This window comes from Ruegeria halocynthiae (assembly GCF_000743705.1).
In the GTDB taxonomy this organism is placed as follows: domain Bacteria; phylum Pseudomonadota; class Alphaproteobacteria; order Rhodobacterales; family Rhodobacteraceae; genus Ruegeria; species Ruegeria halocynthiae_B.
The window spans coordinates 405312-419753 of sequence record NZ_JQEZ01000003.1 but is presented as its reverse complement, the minus strand read 5'-3'; the positions used below and the strand labels follow the sequence as shown (position 1 = coordinate 419753).

19 protein-coding genes are annotated in these 14442 nt (G+C 58.9%); 4 read left to right on the top strand and 15 right to left on the bottom strand.

The window, feature by feature from the left end; all coding sequences use genetic code 11:
* Positions 1-21: 21 nt before the first annotated feature.
* From nusA to pip, 4 genes are all read right to left on the bottom strand, one after another.
* Positions 22-1635, bottom strand: coding sequence for a transcription termination factor NusA (gene nusA, locus JT51_RS12770; RefSeq protein WP_037313166.1), 1614 nt, complete (start codon positions 1633-1635; stop codon positions 22-24).
* A complete protein-coding gene (gene rimP / locus JT51_RS12765) occupies positions 1635-2225 on the bottom strand; it encodes a ribosome maturation factor RimP (RefSeq protein ID WP_037313163.1) in 591 nt (196 codons plus the stop codon). The genes nusA and rimP overlap by 1 nt, the downstream gene beginning before the upstream one ends.
* 159 nt (positions 2226-2384) lie before the next feature.
* Positions 2385-3206: an ABC transporter substrate-binding protein gene (locus JT51_RS12760; RefSeq protein ID WP_037313159.1), complete on the bottom strand. Its 822-nt coding sequence runs from the start codon at positions 3204-3206 to the stop codon at positions 2385-2387.
* Positions 3203-4180 carry a prolyl aminopeptidase gene (gene pip, locus JT51_RS12755; protein WP_037313156.1) on the bottom strand — a complete coding sequence of 326 codons (978 nt, stop codon included), beginning with the start codon at positions 4178-4180 and terminating at the stop codon, positions 3203-3205. The genes JT51_RS12760 and pip overlap by 4 nt, the downstream gene beginning before the upstream one ends.
* Before the next feature lie 48 nt (positions 4181-4228).
* On the opposite strand from pip, the gene ubiG reads away from it, so the two are divergent.
* Entirely contained in the window at positions 4229-4975 is a 747-nt protein-coding gene (gene ubiG / locus JT51_RS12750; RefSeq protein ID WP_037313153.1) for a bifunctional 2-polyprenyl-6-hydroxyphenol methylase/3-demethylubiquinol 3-O-methyltransferase UbiG, read from the top strand.
* 71 nt (positions 4976-5046) lie between these two features.
* On the opposite strand, the gene JT51_RS12745 is transcribed toward ubiG, so the two are convergent.
* Genes JT51_RS12745 through JT51_RS12725 form a run of 5 tightly spaced genes read right to left on the bottom strand, consistent with a single transcriptional unit; the run spans position 5047 to position 8133 of the window.
* The gene (locus tag JT51_RS12745) at positions 5047-5817 is read right to left on the bottom strand and encodes a hypothetical protein (RefSeq protein ID WP_152563346.1); all 771 of its coding nucleotides are present in this window, start codon (positions 5815-5817) and stop codon (positions 5047-5049) included.
* Between the two features lie 7 nt (positions 5818-5824).
* The gene (locus tag JT51_RS12740; RefSeq protein ID WP_037313149.1) at positions 5825-6265 is read right to left on the bottom strand and encodes a MarR family winged helix-turn-helix transcriptional regulator; all 441 of its coding nucleotides are present in this window, start codon (positions 6263-6265) and stop codon (positions 5825-5827) included.
* Between the two features lie 14 nt (positions 6266-6279).
* Complete coding sequence (locus JT51_RS12735; RefSeq protein ID WP_037313145.1) at positions 6280-7110, bottom strand: carbon-nitrogen hydrolase family protein; 831 nt, start codon at positions 7108-7110, stop codon at positions 6280-6282.
* Positions 7110-7367, bottom strand: coding sequence for a glutaredoxin 3 (grxC, locus tag JT51_RS12730; RefSeq protein ID WP_037313141.1), 258 nt, complete (start codon positions 7365-7367; stop codon positions 7110-7112). Before grxC ends, JT51_RS12735 begins: the two co-directional genes overlap by 1 nt.
* Before the next feature lie 37 nt (positions 7368-7404).
* Positions 7405-8133 (bottom strand): ComF family protein, encoded by a 729-nt coding sequence (locus JT51_RS12725; RefSeq protein ID WP_037313138.1) that lies wholly within the window; start codon positions 8131-8133, stop codon positions 7405-7407.
* A 16-nt stretch (positions 8134-8149) separates the two neighbouring features.
* Between JT51_RS12725 and JT51_RS12720 the strand changes: the two genes are divergently transcribed.
* Positions 8150-8980, top strand: a complete 831-nt coding sequence (locus JT51_RS12720) for a methyltransferase domain-containing protein (RefSeq protein WP_037313134.1) — start codon at positions 8150-8152, stop codon at positions 8978-8980.
* Positions 8981-9037: 57 nt separating this feature from the next.
* Complete coding sequence (gene hemH, locus JT51_RS12715; RefSeq protein WP_037313131.1) at positions 9038-10087, top strand: ferrochelatase; 1050 nt, start codon at positions 9038-9040, stop codon at positions 10085-10087.
* 75 nt (positions 10088-10162) lie between these two features.
* Here hemH and JT51_RS12710 read toward each other — a convergent pair whose 3' ends face one another.
* Positions 10163-10345, bottom strand: a complete 183-nt coding sequence (locus JT51_RS12710) for a hypothetical protein (RefSeq protein WP_037313128.1) — start codon at positions 10343-10345, stop codon at positions 10163-10165.
* Positions 10346-10484: 139 nt separating this feature from the next.
* A complete protein-coding gene (locus JT51_RS12705; protein WP_037313126.1) occupies positions 10485-11084 on the bottom strand; it encodes a L,D-transpeptidase in 600 nt (199 codons plus the stop codon).
* 168 nt (positions 11085-11252) lie between these two features.
* On the opposite strand from JT51_RS12705, the gene JT51_RS12700 reads away from it, so the two are divergent.
* Entirely contained in the window at positions 11253-11768 is a 516-nt protein-coding gene (locus tag JT51_RS12700) for a CAP domain-containing protein (RefSeq protein WP_037313123.1), read from the top strand.
* Between the two features lie 81 nt (positions 11769-11849).
* On the opposite strand, the gene JT51_RS12695 is transcribed toward JT51_RS12700, so the two are convergent.
* From JT51_RS12695 to JT51_RS12680, 4 genes are all read right to left on the bottom strand, one after another.
* Positions 11850-12314 carry a PTS sugar transporter subunit IIA gene (locus JT51_RS12695; protein WP_037313120.1) on the bottom strand — a complete coding sequence of 155 codons (465 nt, stop codon included), beginning with the start codon at positions 12312-12314 and terminating at the stop codon, positions 11850-11852.
* 60 nt (positions 12315-12374) lie between these two features.
* Complete coding sequence (hpf, locus tag JT51_RS12690; protein ID WP_037313115.1) at positions 12375-12938, bottom strand: ribosome hibernation-promoting factor, HPF/YfiA family; 564 nt, start codon at positions 12936-12938, stop codon at positions 12375-12377.
* A gap of 252 nt (positions 12939-13190) precedes the next feature.
* Positions 13191-13949 (bottom strand): LPS export ABC transporter ATP-binding protein, encoded by a 759-nt coding sequence (gene lptB / locus JT51_RS12685; protein WP_037313111.1) that lies wholly within the window; start codon positions 13947-13949, stop codon positions 13191-13193.
* On the bottom strand, positions 13949-14440 hold the full coding sequence (locus JT51_RS12680) for an LptA/OstA family protein (protein WP_037313108.1): 492 nt from the start codon (positions 14438-14440) through the stop codon (positions 13949-13951). Before JT51_RS12680 ends, lptB begins: the two co-directional genes overlap by 1 nt.
* Positions 14441-14442: the final 2 nt, after the last annotated feature.

The window sequence follows — 14442 nt, the reverse complement described above, 5'->3', positions numbered from 1 at the left end:
CGTGCTACCCGAAGCCCGAGATCAGGCCTCGGCCTCCTCTTCAACAGCTTCGCCGTCATCTTCGGCCTGTTCCAGCTCGGCCGGATCAACCCAACCCAGCATGATACGGGCGGTCATGACCAGATCCTGAGCCTCTTCCAGCGTAACGCCCAAAGGCTCCAGCACGCCGTCATCTTTGATGCGTTCACCATCGACCGTGGTCCAGCCACCGGCCAGTTCCCAGTCGGCACAGGTCGCGAAGTCTTCCAGAGTCTTCACATCGTCCTTGGCCAGTGCCTCTACCATCTGGGGCGTCAGGCCTTCGAATTCAATAAGGCTATCCTCGACACCCAGCGCGCGCGCCGCGTCCAGCGCCGCCTTGGCCTGTGCTTCCAGGTGTTCACGGGCGCGGGTCTGCAGCTCTTGGGCTGTGCCTTCGTCGACACCGTCGATTACCAGCAGCTCGTCAAGTTCCACATAGGCAACCTCTTCGAGGTTGGTGAAACCTTCGGACACCAGAAGCTGTGCAAAGAACTCGTCCAGGTCCAGGCTTTCCATGAACAGGCCGGTGCGGGCTTCGAATTCTTTCTGACGGCGCGCCGATTCCTCGGCCTCGGTCATGATGTCGATGTCCAGATTGGTCAACTGGCTGGCCAGGCGCACGTTCTGACCGCGACGACCGATGGCCAGGCTCAGCTGTTCCTCGGGAACCACAACTTCGATCTTGCCGGCTTCTTCGTCCAGAACCACCTTGGAAACCTCGGCGGGCTGCAGCGCATTCACCAGGAATGTCGGCTGATCTTCGTTCCACGGGATGATGTCGATTTTTTCACCCTGCAGCTCGTTCACAACGGCCTGCACGCGGCTGCCGCGCATACCAACGCAAGCACCGACCGGATCAATCGACCCGTCGTAAGAGATCACAGCAATCTTGGCGCGCGAACCGGGGTCACGGGCCACGGCCTTGACCTCGATGATGCCATCATAGATTTCCGGCACTTCCATCTTGAACAGCTCGGCCATGAATTCCGGCGCGGTGCGCGACAGGAAGATCTGGTGGCCACGTACCTCGCGGCGGACTTCCTTGATATAGGCGCGCACACGGTCATTCGGGCGATAGCTTTCGCGGCCGATCTTGTCATTGCGGCGCAGAACGGCCTCGGCCCCACCCAGATCGACGATAACATTGCCAAACTCTTCGCGTTTGACGGCACCGTTGATGATGGTGCCTGCGCGATCCTTGAAGTCTTCGAACTGACGGTCCCGCTCGGCTTCGCGGACCTTTTGCAGGATCACCTGTTTCGCTGATTGCGCGGCGATCCGGCCCATTTCAACCGGGGGGACTTCTTCGACATAGACGTTGCCGACTTCGGGCGCTTCCATGTACTGCTTGGCCTGTTCGACGGTCATCTCGGCCTGATAGTTCTCCAGCTCTTCATCCTCGACCACTGTGCGGACGCGGGTAAAGGTCGCCTTGCCGGTTTTGCGGTCAATCGACACGCGGATGTCCATCTCGGCCCCGTAACGGCTTTTGGCGGCACGGGCGAGCGATTCTTCCATTGCTTCGACAACCAGACCGGGGTCGATCATCTTTTCGCGGGCCACGGCCTCGGCGGTCTGCAGCAGCTCCAGCTGGTTGGCTGAGGTGATTGCCATCAGTTCGTCTCCTCTTCGGACCCTTCGGTCTCAATCTCGTCGAAAGCGTTTTCGTTCAGGGCACCGGCGTCTTTGCGCTGGCGCAGCATTTCCTTGATCAGGTCGTCGGTCAAAACCAGCTTTGCGTCGCTCAGCCAGTCGAATTGCAGACCGATGGTGATCGTCTCATCCCCTTCAGAGATATTGATCAGAACCTCGTCCCCTTCGATCCCGGCCAGCTCACCCTTAAAGCGGCGGCGACCGTCGATCAGTTCCGTGGTCTCGATCTTGGCCTCATACCCTTCGAACATCTCAAAATCCTTGAGACGGGTCAGCGGGCGGTCGATGCCGGGGCTGGACACTTCCAGCGCATAGGCGTCCAGGATCGGATCCTCGACATCCAGCGTGGCGCTGACCGCATTCGAGATTTCGGCGCAACCGTCCACTTCGATACCGCCATCGGGCTTGTCGGCCATGATCTGCAGCGTGGTCTGCTTGCCGCTCATCAGACGGATGCGCACAAGTTCGTACCCCAGATCTTCGATCACTGGAGTAATGATTTCGGCCAGTCGCCGGTCAATTGCTGCTTTGGCTATCAGGTCGTTTGTCATCAGGTTCTCTACCCTTCATCCGGGCACAAAAAAACGGGCGCGCGGCCCGTCGAAATTTCCGGTGGAGCCCCGAACCAGAAGTCCGACGCGCCGCTGTTGAAACTGCATATACGCAGGGTTTCCCGAATCTGCAACCCCCGGCGGGATTCGTGATCGGATTTACGCCAGCCACCACCGTTCGGCGATCCGCCCATCATCCAGCGCACGCCCCCCGCCGACCTGGCGCGGCATGCCCACATGCGAGGCGACAGCCAGCGCCATATCCGATTCGCCTGGGTGAAAACGCAATCCTCGGCGGCCCCTCAGATCGTCACCTGCCGGCAGTGCCGCGATATCCACATACCCGTCCCGCAGGGCCTCGGCCCGGACACGGGCGTCGGGGATGACGATGATTTCCACCGCATCTGCCCAGCCTGCTGACCCGGCCTTGTAATGATCCGCCATCTTGCGCCCCAGAAAATGCCGCCCGTCCTCGGCCCGCTCAACGCGATAACATCCCGTGCCATTGGCCGCGTGCAGCGGCGTTACGCCCTGCCCGTCCCGCGTGATGACAAAACGGCTGTCAGCCAACAGGAACGGCAGACCCGGATTGGCCTCTGCCAGCTCCAGCCGTATCGCGTTCGGCGTCACAGCCTCGGCCCGTCCGACAGCGTTCAGAACTGCAAGCACATCGCCCACGTCCAGCGCCGCACCATCGTGGAACACGACATCCTCACGCAGATCAAAGCTCCAGACCCGCGCCTGGGCGTCAGTCTGCCAACTGGTCGCGAGTTCGCCGCGCAGGGTGCCATCGGGTGCGATCTCAGTCAGGGTATCGAACACGGCACCACGGGCGAGTTGTTCCAAACTGTCATCGCGCGGAACTGCCAGACGCAACATACCGCCCGATTTCGGCGTATCCGCCAGCGAGGTCCCCGTGGCCGCCAGCAATGCAGCTGCGGCACCCGAAGCAAACAAAGCACGACGGTCGATCCGGGTCATGCCACGCCCTCCGCCACACGGTCCATGATGCGCACCAATTCTGCGCTGATGCCCGGTTCCGACAAGGCGTGGCCAGCGTTGCGCACCATCTTCAGTTCGGCATTGGGCCAACGCTCGGCAAGATTCCAGGCGGCCTGCGGCGGGCAGATCATGTCATAACGGCCCTGAACAATATGGCCGGGGATATGCGCGATTCTGTCCACCTGATTCAAAATCTGCCCGTCTTCCTCAAGAAACGCGCCATTGATAAAATAGTGGTTCTCAAGCCGCGCAAAGGCGCGCGCGTATTCGCCGGGGCTTTCTCCGGCCGGGGCGTTCGAATGGATCGAAGCCAGCGCGTTTTCCCATGCCGACCAGGCCCGCGCATACAGAACCTCTGTTGCGTGATCGCCTGAAAACAGACGCCTGTTATACGCGCCGATTGCATCGGTCAGCTCACCCTCGGTCAGCAGGGATGTGAACTTGGCCCATTGCTCGGGCCAGAATTTGCCCGCGCCGCCGCCGTAAAACCAATCCAGCTCGGCCTGAGTGGCCAGAAACACGCCGCGCAACACCAGACGATTCACCCGGTCGGGATGTGCCTGCGCATAGATCAGCGCCAATGTCGCGCCCCAGCTGCCGCCAAACACTGTCCAGTCGTCGATATCCAAAAGGGTGCGCAGCCGCTCGATGTCAGCGACCAGATGCCAGGTTGTGTTGTCTGTGACCGACGCGTGCGGGCGCGAGCGTCCACAGCCTCTCTGATCAAAAAGAATCACCCGAAACACGTTTGGATCAAAGTAACGCCGCATCGCCGGGCTGCATCCGCCGCCCGGCCCGCCGTGCAGCACGACAACCGGAATCCCGTCCGGATTGCCGCATTGTTCCATATAAATACGGTGTCCATCGCCCACATCGACCATACGCTGATCAAACGGGTCGATCGGCGGGTACAGATATTGAACTGCGCGCTTTTGGTCCGGGTACTTGTCCATTATGGCCCTATATAGTCGTTAAACGTAAAAGAGCACACGGAGACAGGAATGCAAGCGCATCCGAACACGGTCGACCCGTCCGAGATCGCAAAATTCGAAGCGATGGCGGCAGAATGGTGGGACCCGCATGGGAAATTCAAGCCCCTGCATATGCTGAATCCTTGTCGTCTGGATTATATCACACAGCAGATTGCAGGTGAGTTTGACCGGGATTTGAAGGCCCCGAACCCGTTTCAGGGCCTGCGCCTGCTCGATATCGGTTGCGGTGGCGGGTTGCTGAGCGAACCCATGGCCCGCCTTGGGGCAACTGTGGTCGGGGCCGACGCCGCCGAAGGCAACCTGCCCGTCGCGCGCATCCATGCCGAGCAATCCGGGCTGGAAATCGACTATCGCCACACCACCGCCGAGGACATGGCGGCCGCTGGCGAACAATTCGACGTGGTGCTGAACATGGAAGTGGTCGAGCACGTGGCCGATCCTTTAGGGTTCCTGACCGCCTCGCAGCAGTTGTTGAAACCGGGCGGGCTGCTGATCTGCTCGACCATCAACCGCAACCCAAAATCCTATGCCATGGCCATATTCGGGGCCGAGGTCGTCATGCGCTGGCTGCCGCGCGGCACGCATGAATGGAACAAGTTCATCACTCCGGATGAGCTATTCGACCTGCTGCGTCAGGCCGGACTGGACCCGGTGGACCGCAAGGGCTTCGTGTTCAACCCGATCCTGTGGAACTGGTCGATCTCGGACCGGGATCTGAGCGTGAACTATGTGACGGCGAGTGTGAAGCCGGGGTAGGATGGGTGTCTACACCCATCATTCCGACGACAAACGCAGGCGATGGGTGCAAGCACCCATCCTACGATTTCTTAAAATTCCAAACGGGTCAGTCCAAAAGCAGGACCAAAACCAGCTGCTGCTAGTTCGCTGCCAAGTGCGTCACTAAGGAAAAAATACCTGAACATATTGGGATCAATCCAGATTGCTGGACCATTTACCGTTCTGGTATCCGGCACAAGGCAATCAGCAAGTGAGGCATCTGGTTTAGGCTTAAACACCTCGCGCCCAGGCCATACAGGCTCCACATCGCTCTTTGCTATATCGATAGCATGGCCTTGATTCTGGAAAATCAGAGCATAGGCGACATAATCAAGCGGTGCTTCCGCATCACAGCCAAAAAGTTGCGTTTCTTGCAGACGTGCTTGACCTAAATCATGATGCTTAAAAATCTCTGCGATATCCGCACGCAACATTGGGTGCCCTGCGTTGAAAACCGGCGGGATAGTGCTAGGTGATGCCTCGCTTAGGTTCCAATATAGTTCACTCGGCACCGCGCCTGGATCGACATGCTCGCCGCGGGAATTTTTTTTGTTTCCATCACTATGTTTCTTAGCGATTTCGACATCTTCGTCGCGAAACTTGATCGAAGTGATCTTGTTTCGCATTGGTTCAGTGACAAAACCAATGCTGAGTTCATGTCTTTGATAAACATCGCTAACCCAGATTGCGCCACTCGGCTTTGCAGTCTTCAGGTTAGATCGATTTTGTTGATCTTCGTCAGCGGATGCCGCCGAAGAGGTTGGCGAAGTCACGTTCTCTGAAAGCCCCCTGGATTTCCGTCGCTTCCTAAACCAACGCATGACCTTCCTACTCCCCCTCCAACTGCAATCGCAAATCACGAAGCACGGGCAGCGTGCTGCGAACGCGCTCCAGCCCCAGCTCTCCGACCACGCGGTTGATCAGCGGCGCGATCGAGGAAATCGCCTGATCCCGCGCGCGGCGACCAGCGGGGCTAATCGCAACCATCTTGCGGCGGGCGTCGTCCCAATCGGGGCGGATGTGGATGTATCCGGCCCATTCCAGCTTGGCCAAGGTGTTGGTCATCGCGCCTCGGGTGACGTGGAACGTATTGGCCAGCTGCGCCGGACTGCGCTCATCCCCGACAAAGACCAGATGGTTCAGCACCGAGAAATGCGAGATTTCCATGCCCTTGGGCAGCACCCGGCTCAACCGGTTGCGCAACAGTTGATCTGCGGTCAGAATCTCGCTGAACAGCGTGACCGCCAGGGCATTGTGTTCGTCAGTCATAGTCCCGTTCTGGATCAGGGTCCGTCAAAGCGACGGGTGTGCGTCAATGAGGGCACGCGGCGGCGCGCCTCTGTCACAGAACTATCATCCAAATCGAAAAAGTGAATGCCTGGATCGGTGCCTGCGTCGACAACGACCTCTCCCCATGGGGTCACAACCATGCTGTGACCGTAGGTATAGCGCGTTTTTCCGCGCGTTTTGGGATGTTCACCCGTTTGCGCCGGGGCCAGCACCCAACAGCCGGTTTCAATCGCCCGCGCGCGCAGCAGTGATTCCCAGTGCGCCGCCCCGGTGACCGGAGAAAACGCGGCCGGAACCGTCAGAATCCGCGCCCCCGCCTGTGCCAGCGCGGCGTAGAGATGCGGAAAGCGGATGTCGTAGCAGATGGTCAGCCCCACCTTGCCGAACTCGGTCTCGGCCACGACCGCCTTGTCGCCAGCGCGGTAATTCTTTGATTCGCGAAAGGTCTCGGTCTCGGTGACCTGTACGTCGAACATATGAATCTTGTCATACCGCGCCACGATCTGCCCCTGCGGGCCGATCATGAAACACCGGTTGGCAAAGCGCCCATCGGGATCGTGGGACTTGATCCCCAACGAACCGATCAGCAGCCAGACACCCAGCCGGGCGGCCTGCACACGCAGCCCGGCCAGGGTAATGTCATCTTCTTCGTGCTGCAAAACCTCGCGCTGCCGCGTGGTGCTGGTCGAGACACAGTTCGTAACCTCGGGCGTCAGGATGAACTGCGCCCCCTGATCTGCCGCCTCGGCCATCATGGCACACACCATGTCCAGGTTTTCGGCCGGATCGTCCGATGCGGTGATCTGCAGCAGCGCGGTTTTCATCAGGCCGCCAGCAGACGGTCCAGCTTGCCCTGACGTTCCAGCTCATACAATTCGTCACAGCCGCCCACATGGGTCGCCCCAACAAAAATCTGCGGCACAGTACGCTTGCCACCGGCGCGTTTGATCATCTCGGGCTTGCGCTTGGGGTGTATCAGCACGTCGACCTCTTTGAACTCGACGCCTTTCTGTTTCAGCAAACGCTTGGCCGCATGGCAAAAACCGCACAGCGGCGAGGTATAGATTTCTACGGGTTTCATAATCCGTCCCTTCGGGTTTCGCATAATCTTGAGCGAATTAGGCATCCTTGGCAACGCGTGCCAGTACCAACACGAAAATATGATTTGCCCCGGCAGCAAGACATGCGCGCGCGCAGGCCGTCAGCGTCGCCCCCGATGTCATGACGTCATCCACCAGCAAAACATCGCGCCCCTGCATGTTTTTTCGGCGTTTCGGGTGCGCCGTGATTGCATCCGACAAGGTTTCCGCCCGCTCAGCCGCTGTTTTCCCATCCAGCACAGGGGTTCGGACCCGCCGCACCAGCAGATCAGGGCATACATCCAGCCCGGTCTGCCGCCCCAGATGCTGCGCCAACAGCGCCGACTGGTTGTACCGCCGTTTGAGCAGCCGCGACCAATGCAACGGCACCGGCGCGATCAGCATATCGCTTTGGATCAGGTCGCTTCCGGCCTGCGCCATCCAGCGCGCCGCCGGGCGGGCCAGTTCCGGCCTATCCCCGTGTTTCAACGCCAAAATCAGCGCCCGCGCTTTGCCGTCATACAACAGCGCCGCGCGCCCATCCGACCAGGGGCGCGGTGCTTTCATGCAGTCATCGCATTCGATCCGGTGGCCATCGGCCGCTCCGGGCAGGGGCACACCGCAGCTTTCGCACACCACCCCACCGATGAACGGTGTTTCACGCCAACATGGGCCACACAGGCCGAAATCGGATTCGGTCAGATCACCGCATCCCAGACAACGCGGCGGGTAGATCAGCGCGACAGCGGTTTGAATCCGCTGCGACATGCGGTACTTGCGGCCTATGAAACTGCCTGAATCCAACGCACCCTCTTTGTTTGACCGCCCGGCCCTGGCCCTGCACCGCGCCCGCGCGCGCGACGAGGCGCTGTTCCTGCACCGCGCCGCCGTGGACGAGGTTCAGGATCGGCTCTCCATGGTTAATAAAACCTTTACGGCCCCGGCGATCGTGACTCCGTTTTCACATATCTGGCGCGACGTTCTGCCCGAGGCGGAAATGGCCACCGATGACGACGTTCTGGCCCTGACCCCCGGCGCGCATGACTTGGTGATTCATGCCATGGCGCTGCATTGGGCCAATGACCCGGTCGGGCAGCTGATCCAATGCCACCGCGCCCTTAAACCCGACGGGCTGCTGCTGGTGGTGTGTCTGGGCGGCGAAACCCTGCACGAGCTGCGCGCCGCGCTGGGTCAGGCCGAGATCGAGGTGGCCGGGGGCCTCAGCCCCCGCATTGCCCCGATGGCCGAGCTGCGCGATCTGGGTGGCTTGCTGCAACGCGCGGGCTTTGCGCTGCCGGTGGCCGACACCGCGCGCATGACGGCGGAGTATCGCGATCTGACCCATCTGATGCGCGACCTGCGCGCGATGGGCGAGGCCAACAGCCTTATAGACCGGGTCAAGCACCCAACCCGCCGACAGGTGTTTGAACGGGCGCAGCAGATCTATGCCGATCATTTCACTACGCCGCAGGGGCGCCTGCCAGCCACGTTCGAGTTGATCTGCCTGACCGGCTGGTCCCCCGACGACAGTCAGCAGAAGCCGTTGCGCCCGGGATCGGCACAGGCACGTCTTGCTGACGCTTTAGGCACAAAAGAAGGCAAACTGTCCAATTGACGACCGGATAATTCCGGTTATTTCAGCCCGATACAGAGAAACCTCAGGAAGCCCCAAATGTTTGACGCCACTCGCCCATCACATGCACCCGCTGACCATCCCAAGGTCAAGATGGGCCGTGTCGGCATTCTGCTGGCCAATCTTGGCACGCCGGATGACTACAGCTATTGGCCGATGCGCCGATATCTGAACGAGTTTCTGTCAGACCAGCGCGTGATCGACTATCCCAAGTGGAAATGGCAGCCAATCCTGCAGGGTATCATCCTGACCAAACGCCCCTTCAGCTCGGGCCAAGCGTATAAGTCGATCTGGAACCACGACAAGGGCGAAAGCCCGCTGATGACGATCACCAAGGACCAGACCGCCAAGATACGCGCGGCGATGCAGGCCCGATATGGCGATCAGGTGATGGTTGATTTCTGCATGCGTTACGGCAACCCGTCGACCAAATCCAAAGTGCGCGACATGGTGGCTGCGGGGTGTGACCGCATCCTGTTCTTCCCGCTTTATCCGCAATACGCAGGTGCGACGACGGCCACGGCAAACGATCAGTTCTTCCGCGCCCTGATGGGGGAGGCCCGGCAACCGGCCGCCCGTACCGTCCCCGCCTATTTTGATGAGCCCGCCTATATCGACGCTTTGGCCAGTTCGGTGGAAAAAGCCTATGCCGCGATGGAGACGAAACCAGACGTTCTGGTCTGTTCATACCACGGGATGCCGGAACGCTATTTGCAGCAGGGCGACCCCTATCACTGCCAATGCGCGAAAACGACCCGGTTGCTGAAAGAACGGCTGGGCTGGTCGGACGATCAGCTTGTGTCAACCTTCCAGTCGCGATTTGGACCCGAGGAATGGCTGAAACCTTACACGGTGGAACACGTGGCCGAACTGGCCCGGCAGGGTAAGAAGAACATCGCCGTCATCGCACCGGCGTTTTCCGCCGATTGCATCGAAACGCTGGAAGAAATCAACGAAGAGATCAAGGAAAGCTTTGAGGAAGCAGGCGGCGAGGGCTTTGCTTATATCCCCTGCCTCAACGACGATGATTTGCACATCGCGGCGCTGGGGAAAGTCATTGAAGACAATCTAAGCGGCTGGCTGGCGTAACCAACCCGACCATTCAGACATGAAAAAAGGCGGTGGATAAATCCACCGCCTTTTCTCTAGATGATGCTCGTCAAATTAGCTTGCTGCAACAGCAGCTGCAACGACGACCAGCAGGATCAGCGGCAGGATGATGCCCTGCGACGAACCCTGAGTTTCTTCAACAACAACCGGTGCTTCAACAACCGGCTCTTCCAGGTTACCGGCAAATGCGGTGGAAGCAGCAGCAGTCAGCGCAGCGGCGAGAACGAGTTTCTTCATATTAACCTCCAGAATTCGCACGGTTCCAAATAGCGAAACCGCACACCCAAGACTTACCTCGTGTTTTTTTCTAACCAGCTATCCGCCGGGAATGCAATTGCAACTTACGCCGCAAGCGGGTTCGAGCGAGAAAATGTCGTCAAATTAGCAACACTTGCGTGCCAACCTTGGCCATCGAGAACAGCTCGGCGATGTCCTGATTGAACAGACCAATACAGCCATTTGACGATCTGCGCCCGATTTTGCGCGTATCATGGGTGCCGTGGATGCGATAATATTTCCAGCTCAGGTACAAAGCGTGCGTTCCCAAGGGGTTATCCGGTCCTGGCGGTATGTGATCCGGCCATTCTGGATTTCTTTTCTTCATTGACGGTGTTGGCGACCAGCTTGGCCCTTCGACCTTGCGGATCACACTGGTGCGCCCGCGACGGGTCAGCTCCTCGGTCAGTGGCACGGAAGAGGGGTAGAGCTTGTACACGCTTTGGTCATCCGACCAATAATGCAGCGCGCGTGAAACGGTATCGACCAGAATGGCCCCGTTGTTTGTATTCGAGAAGTACGGCTGCCAGTCCAGCGCTCGGAACCCCGAGATATTGCGGCGCACCTCTGGTTCCGGATCGGCTGCGGGGCGCAACGGATCGCCGGGAATGTATTGGGCGATCGCGGGCGATGCCAACAACGCCGACGCGCCAGTCAGAAAACCGCGGCGCGTTGACGAGTGAATGTACTTTTTGACCATGATGGCGGTCCTTTGCTAAGGCGAACTTGGAAATTGGGGTCATTTTATTGCCAGAATGCTTCAGTCGCAAATCAAACCGGCAGAATCACGCAGAACAAGGTCAATGTGCGTTTGCCCAAGACGGTTTGTCACGCTATGCCCTAGGGCGACACAATAATCAGGTCGATCATGACGCGTATTCTTTCTGTACTGTTCGTTTGCTTCATTGCACTTTCTGCATGTACCCCCAGCGGCACCCCGTCCTATGGGGCGGATGGGCGACCATTGCCCACGGTCTATAAAATCCGGGGCAATCCAGAAAAGCTTCAGTTCCGTATGCTTGATTCGGTCAACGCGCTGCGTCAGGCGCAGGGCCTGCAGGCGGTGCAGCTGAACGCGCAGCTGAATGCGGCTGCGGCCACCCACGCCAAGGATATGGCGCGGCAGAACCGCCCCTGGCATTTTGGCTCAGACGGATCATCCCCATTGGATCGCGCAACACGCGTCGGATATTACGGCACCTTCCTGGGCGAAGCGATTTCCGAGACCTTCGAGACGGAAACCGAAACCCTGGCCGCGTGGATGCAGGAGCCCGGACCGCGATCGGTGATCATGGACCCCAAAGCCACACAGATGGGGTTTTCCTGGCATCAGGAAGGCGGCGGTAAAATCTGGTGGACACTGGAAATGGGCGCAGGCGGGTAACCCCGCCAGTCACGACACACGAAAAAAGCCCCCGAAATTCGGGGGCTTTTTTGTGTCTGCAGCGCAAGTCAGGTAGGGCGATCAAGCCGCCTGCATGGACTGCGCTTCGGTTAGAATAGCATATAATTTGACCGGGTCCGGGTTGGCCCGCAGCTTTGCGCAGACCGCCGTATCGCGCAGGGTCCGGGATACCAACGCAAGCGCCTTCAGATGGTCTACCCCGGCCTCTTCCGGCGCAAACAACGCGAACGCAATGTCCACCGGCTGTCGGTCGACCGAGCCGAAATCAATTGGCTTTTCAAGCATCACGAAAACGCCGGAAACGGCCTCAAGCTCTGTCATCCGGGCGTGTGGCAAAGCCACCCCATGACCAACGCCAGTAGGCCCAAGGCTTTCGCGTTCCAGCAATCCGTCAACAACGACCTGAGTCTCAAGACCCAGGGTAGCCGCAGCGATATCGCCGATTTCCTGAAACAACCGCTTCTTGCTGGAAGCGGCGGACAATACACGTACTGCTTCGGGCTTCAGTATGCTCGAAAGCTCCATGGTCACGCTCCACGGCGAGGCCCCCGCTTGCGCAGGGGCGTGCCTTGCTATTCTTGCCTGTTACGGATCGATCCAACCGATATTGCCGTCTTCGCGACGGTACACGACGTTCAATCCGTCCTTGTTTTCATTGCGGAACACCAGCACCGGGGCACCAGCCAGTTCCATCTGCATAACGGCTTCACCAACACTCAGAGATGGGATTTTGGTTTCCATCTCGGCCACAATCATCGGCTGCAGGGAATCGGGTTCAACCGCCGCCTCTGATTCGTCAGACGCGAGGATATATGAGGATGCACCAAAGAGTTCAACCGGCTCTGCCCGGTCCTTGTGGTGATCCTTGAGACGGCGCTTGTAACGGCGCAGCTGTGTTTCCATTTTATCGCAGCAACCTTCGAACGCTGCGTAGATTTCGGTCGCATGTGCTTTGGCCTGCGCCGTCAGGCCCGTGGAAAGATGCACGGTAGTCTCGCACACATATTCATGCGCAGAACGGGAAAAGACGACGTTGGCATCGGTCGGCCGCTGGGCATATTTGCCAACAACCTCGCCAAGTTCGGTCTGCACATGGGTCTGAAGTGCTTCGCCGATGTCGATCTGTTTTCCGCTGATTTGGTAACGCATGTGATCTCCTTCACAATTCACACCCATTCTGACGCCACGTAACGTGGCACACTTGTTTTTATCGGGTGGGGGGTATCGGCATGACCTGCGGTAGCCGAACCCTAAGCCCTTCGAAGAAGGGGCATCGTGATCCAGACTGGAACCGAGGAAATGCCATGACCCAATTGAGGCAAGAGACGGCGGAAGAGTCAATCAAAACAGGTGTGTATATACGCGATTTCCGCCATGCGGTCGGCGCATTCCTGCGCAAGCCTATGAAATACGGAAATTTTCGCCCAGATAGACCCGGCGCACGTTTTCGTTTTCAACAACCTCGTCAGGGGTGCCGGACATCAGCACCTGACCATCATGCAGGATATAGGCACGGTCCACGATCTCGAGCGTTTCGCGGACGTTGTGATCGGTGATCAGCACGCCGATTCCGCGCTTTTTCAGATCTGCCACAAGGTGACGGATATCGCCCACGCTGATCGGGTCGACACCTGCAAAGGGTTCATCCAGCAACAGGTATTTCGGATCGGCCGCCAGACAGCGCGCAATCTCGACCCGCCGCCGCTCACCCCCTGACAGCGCCAGCGCAGGAGCGCGGCGCAGATGTTCGATCGAAAAATCCGACAGCAGTTCTTCCAGCCGTTCTTTGCGGCGATGCGCATGGCTGATCGTGATGTCCAGAACGGCGGCAATGTTGTCTTCGACGCTCATGCCGCGAAAGATCGACATTTCCTGCGGCAGATAGCCGATTCCAAGGCGCGCACGCCGATACATCGGCAAGGTTGTGACCGCCTGCCCGTCAATTGTAACGGTCCCGGCTTCGGGAAACACCAAACCGGCCACGGAATAGAATGTCGTGGTCTTGCCCGATCCGTTTGGCCCCAGCAAGGCCACCACTTCGGACCGGTCCAACGTCATCGAAACATCCCGGATCACGGTCTTCTTGCGATAGGATTTCCGCAGCTTTTCGATCCTGAGGCCAGAGCTGCCCTCAGAAACTGACAAATTTGGCTGTGCCATCAATTGTCACCCGGTTGCAGGATGGTTTTGACCCGTCCGGTCATCGTTGCCGTACCTGTCGTCAGGTTCGCGTTCATCTGATCGCCGCTGATAATGCTGGGCCCCTGCGTCAGCAACACATTGCCCTTCATGACAATTACACCGGAATCGATCGTGTATTCGGCCCAGTCGCCTTCGGCCGCATCCGGTGGGCTGACCAGAACCACGTCCTCGGTCGCTTCCAGCCGGTCGATACCCGAACGGTCGGCGTTATAGATGACCAGCACCCGTTCAGCCGTCAGGCGCATCTCACCTTGAATGACGATGACATTGCCCTGAAATTCGGCTGATCCGTCTTCCTGATTCACGTTCAGCTTTTCCGAGGTCACTTCGACCGGAAGGCTTGGGTCGGCTTTTACCGCCCCGAATGCCACCTGAGTTTCCTGCGCTGTCGCAGAAAGGGCACCCGTAACCAGAGCGAAACCTATTAGGAGAAATCGAAAATAAAACACAG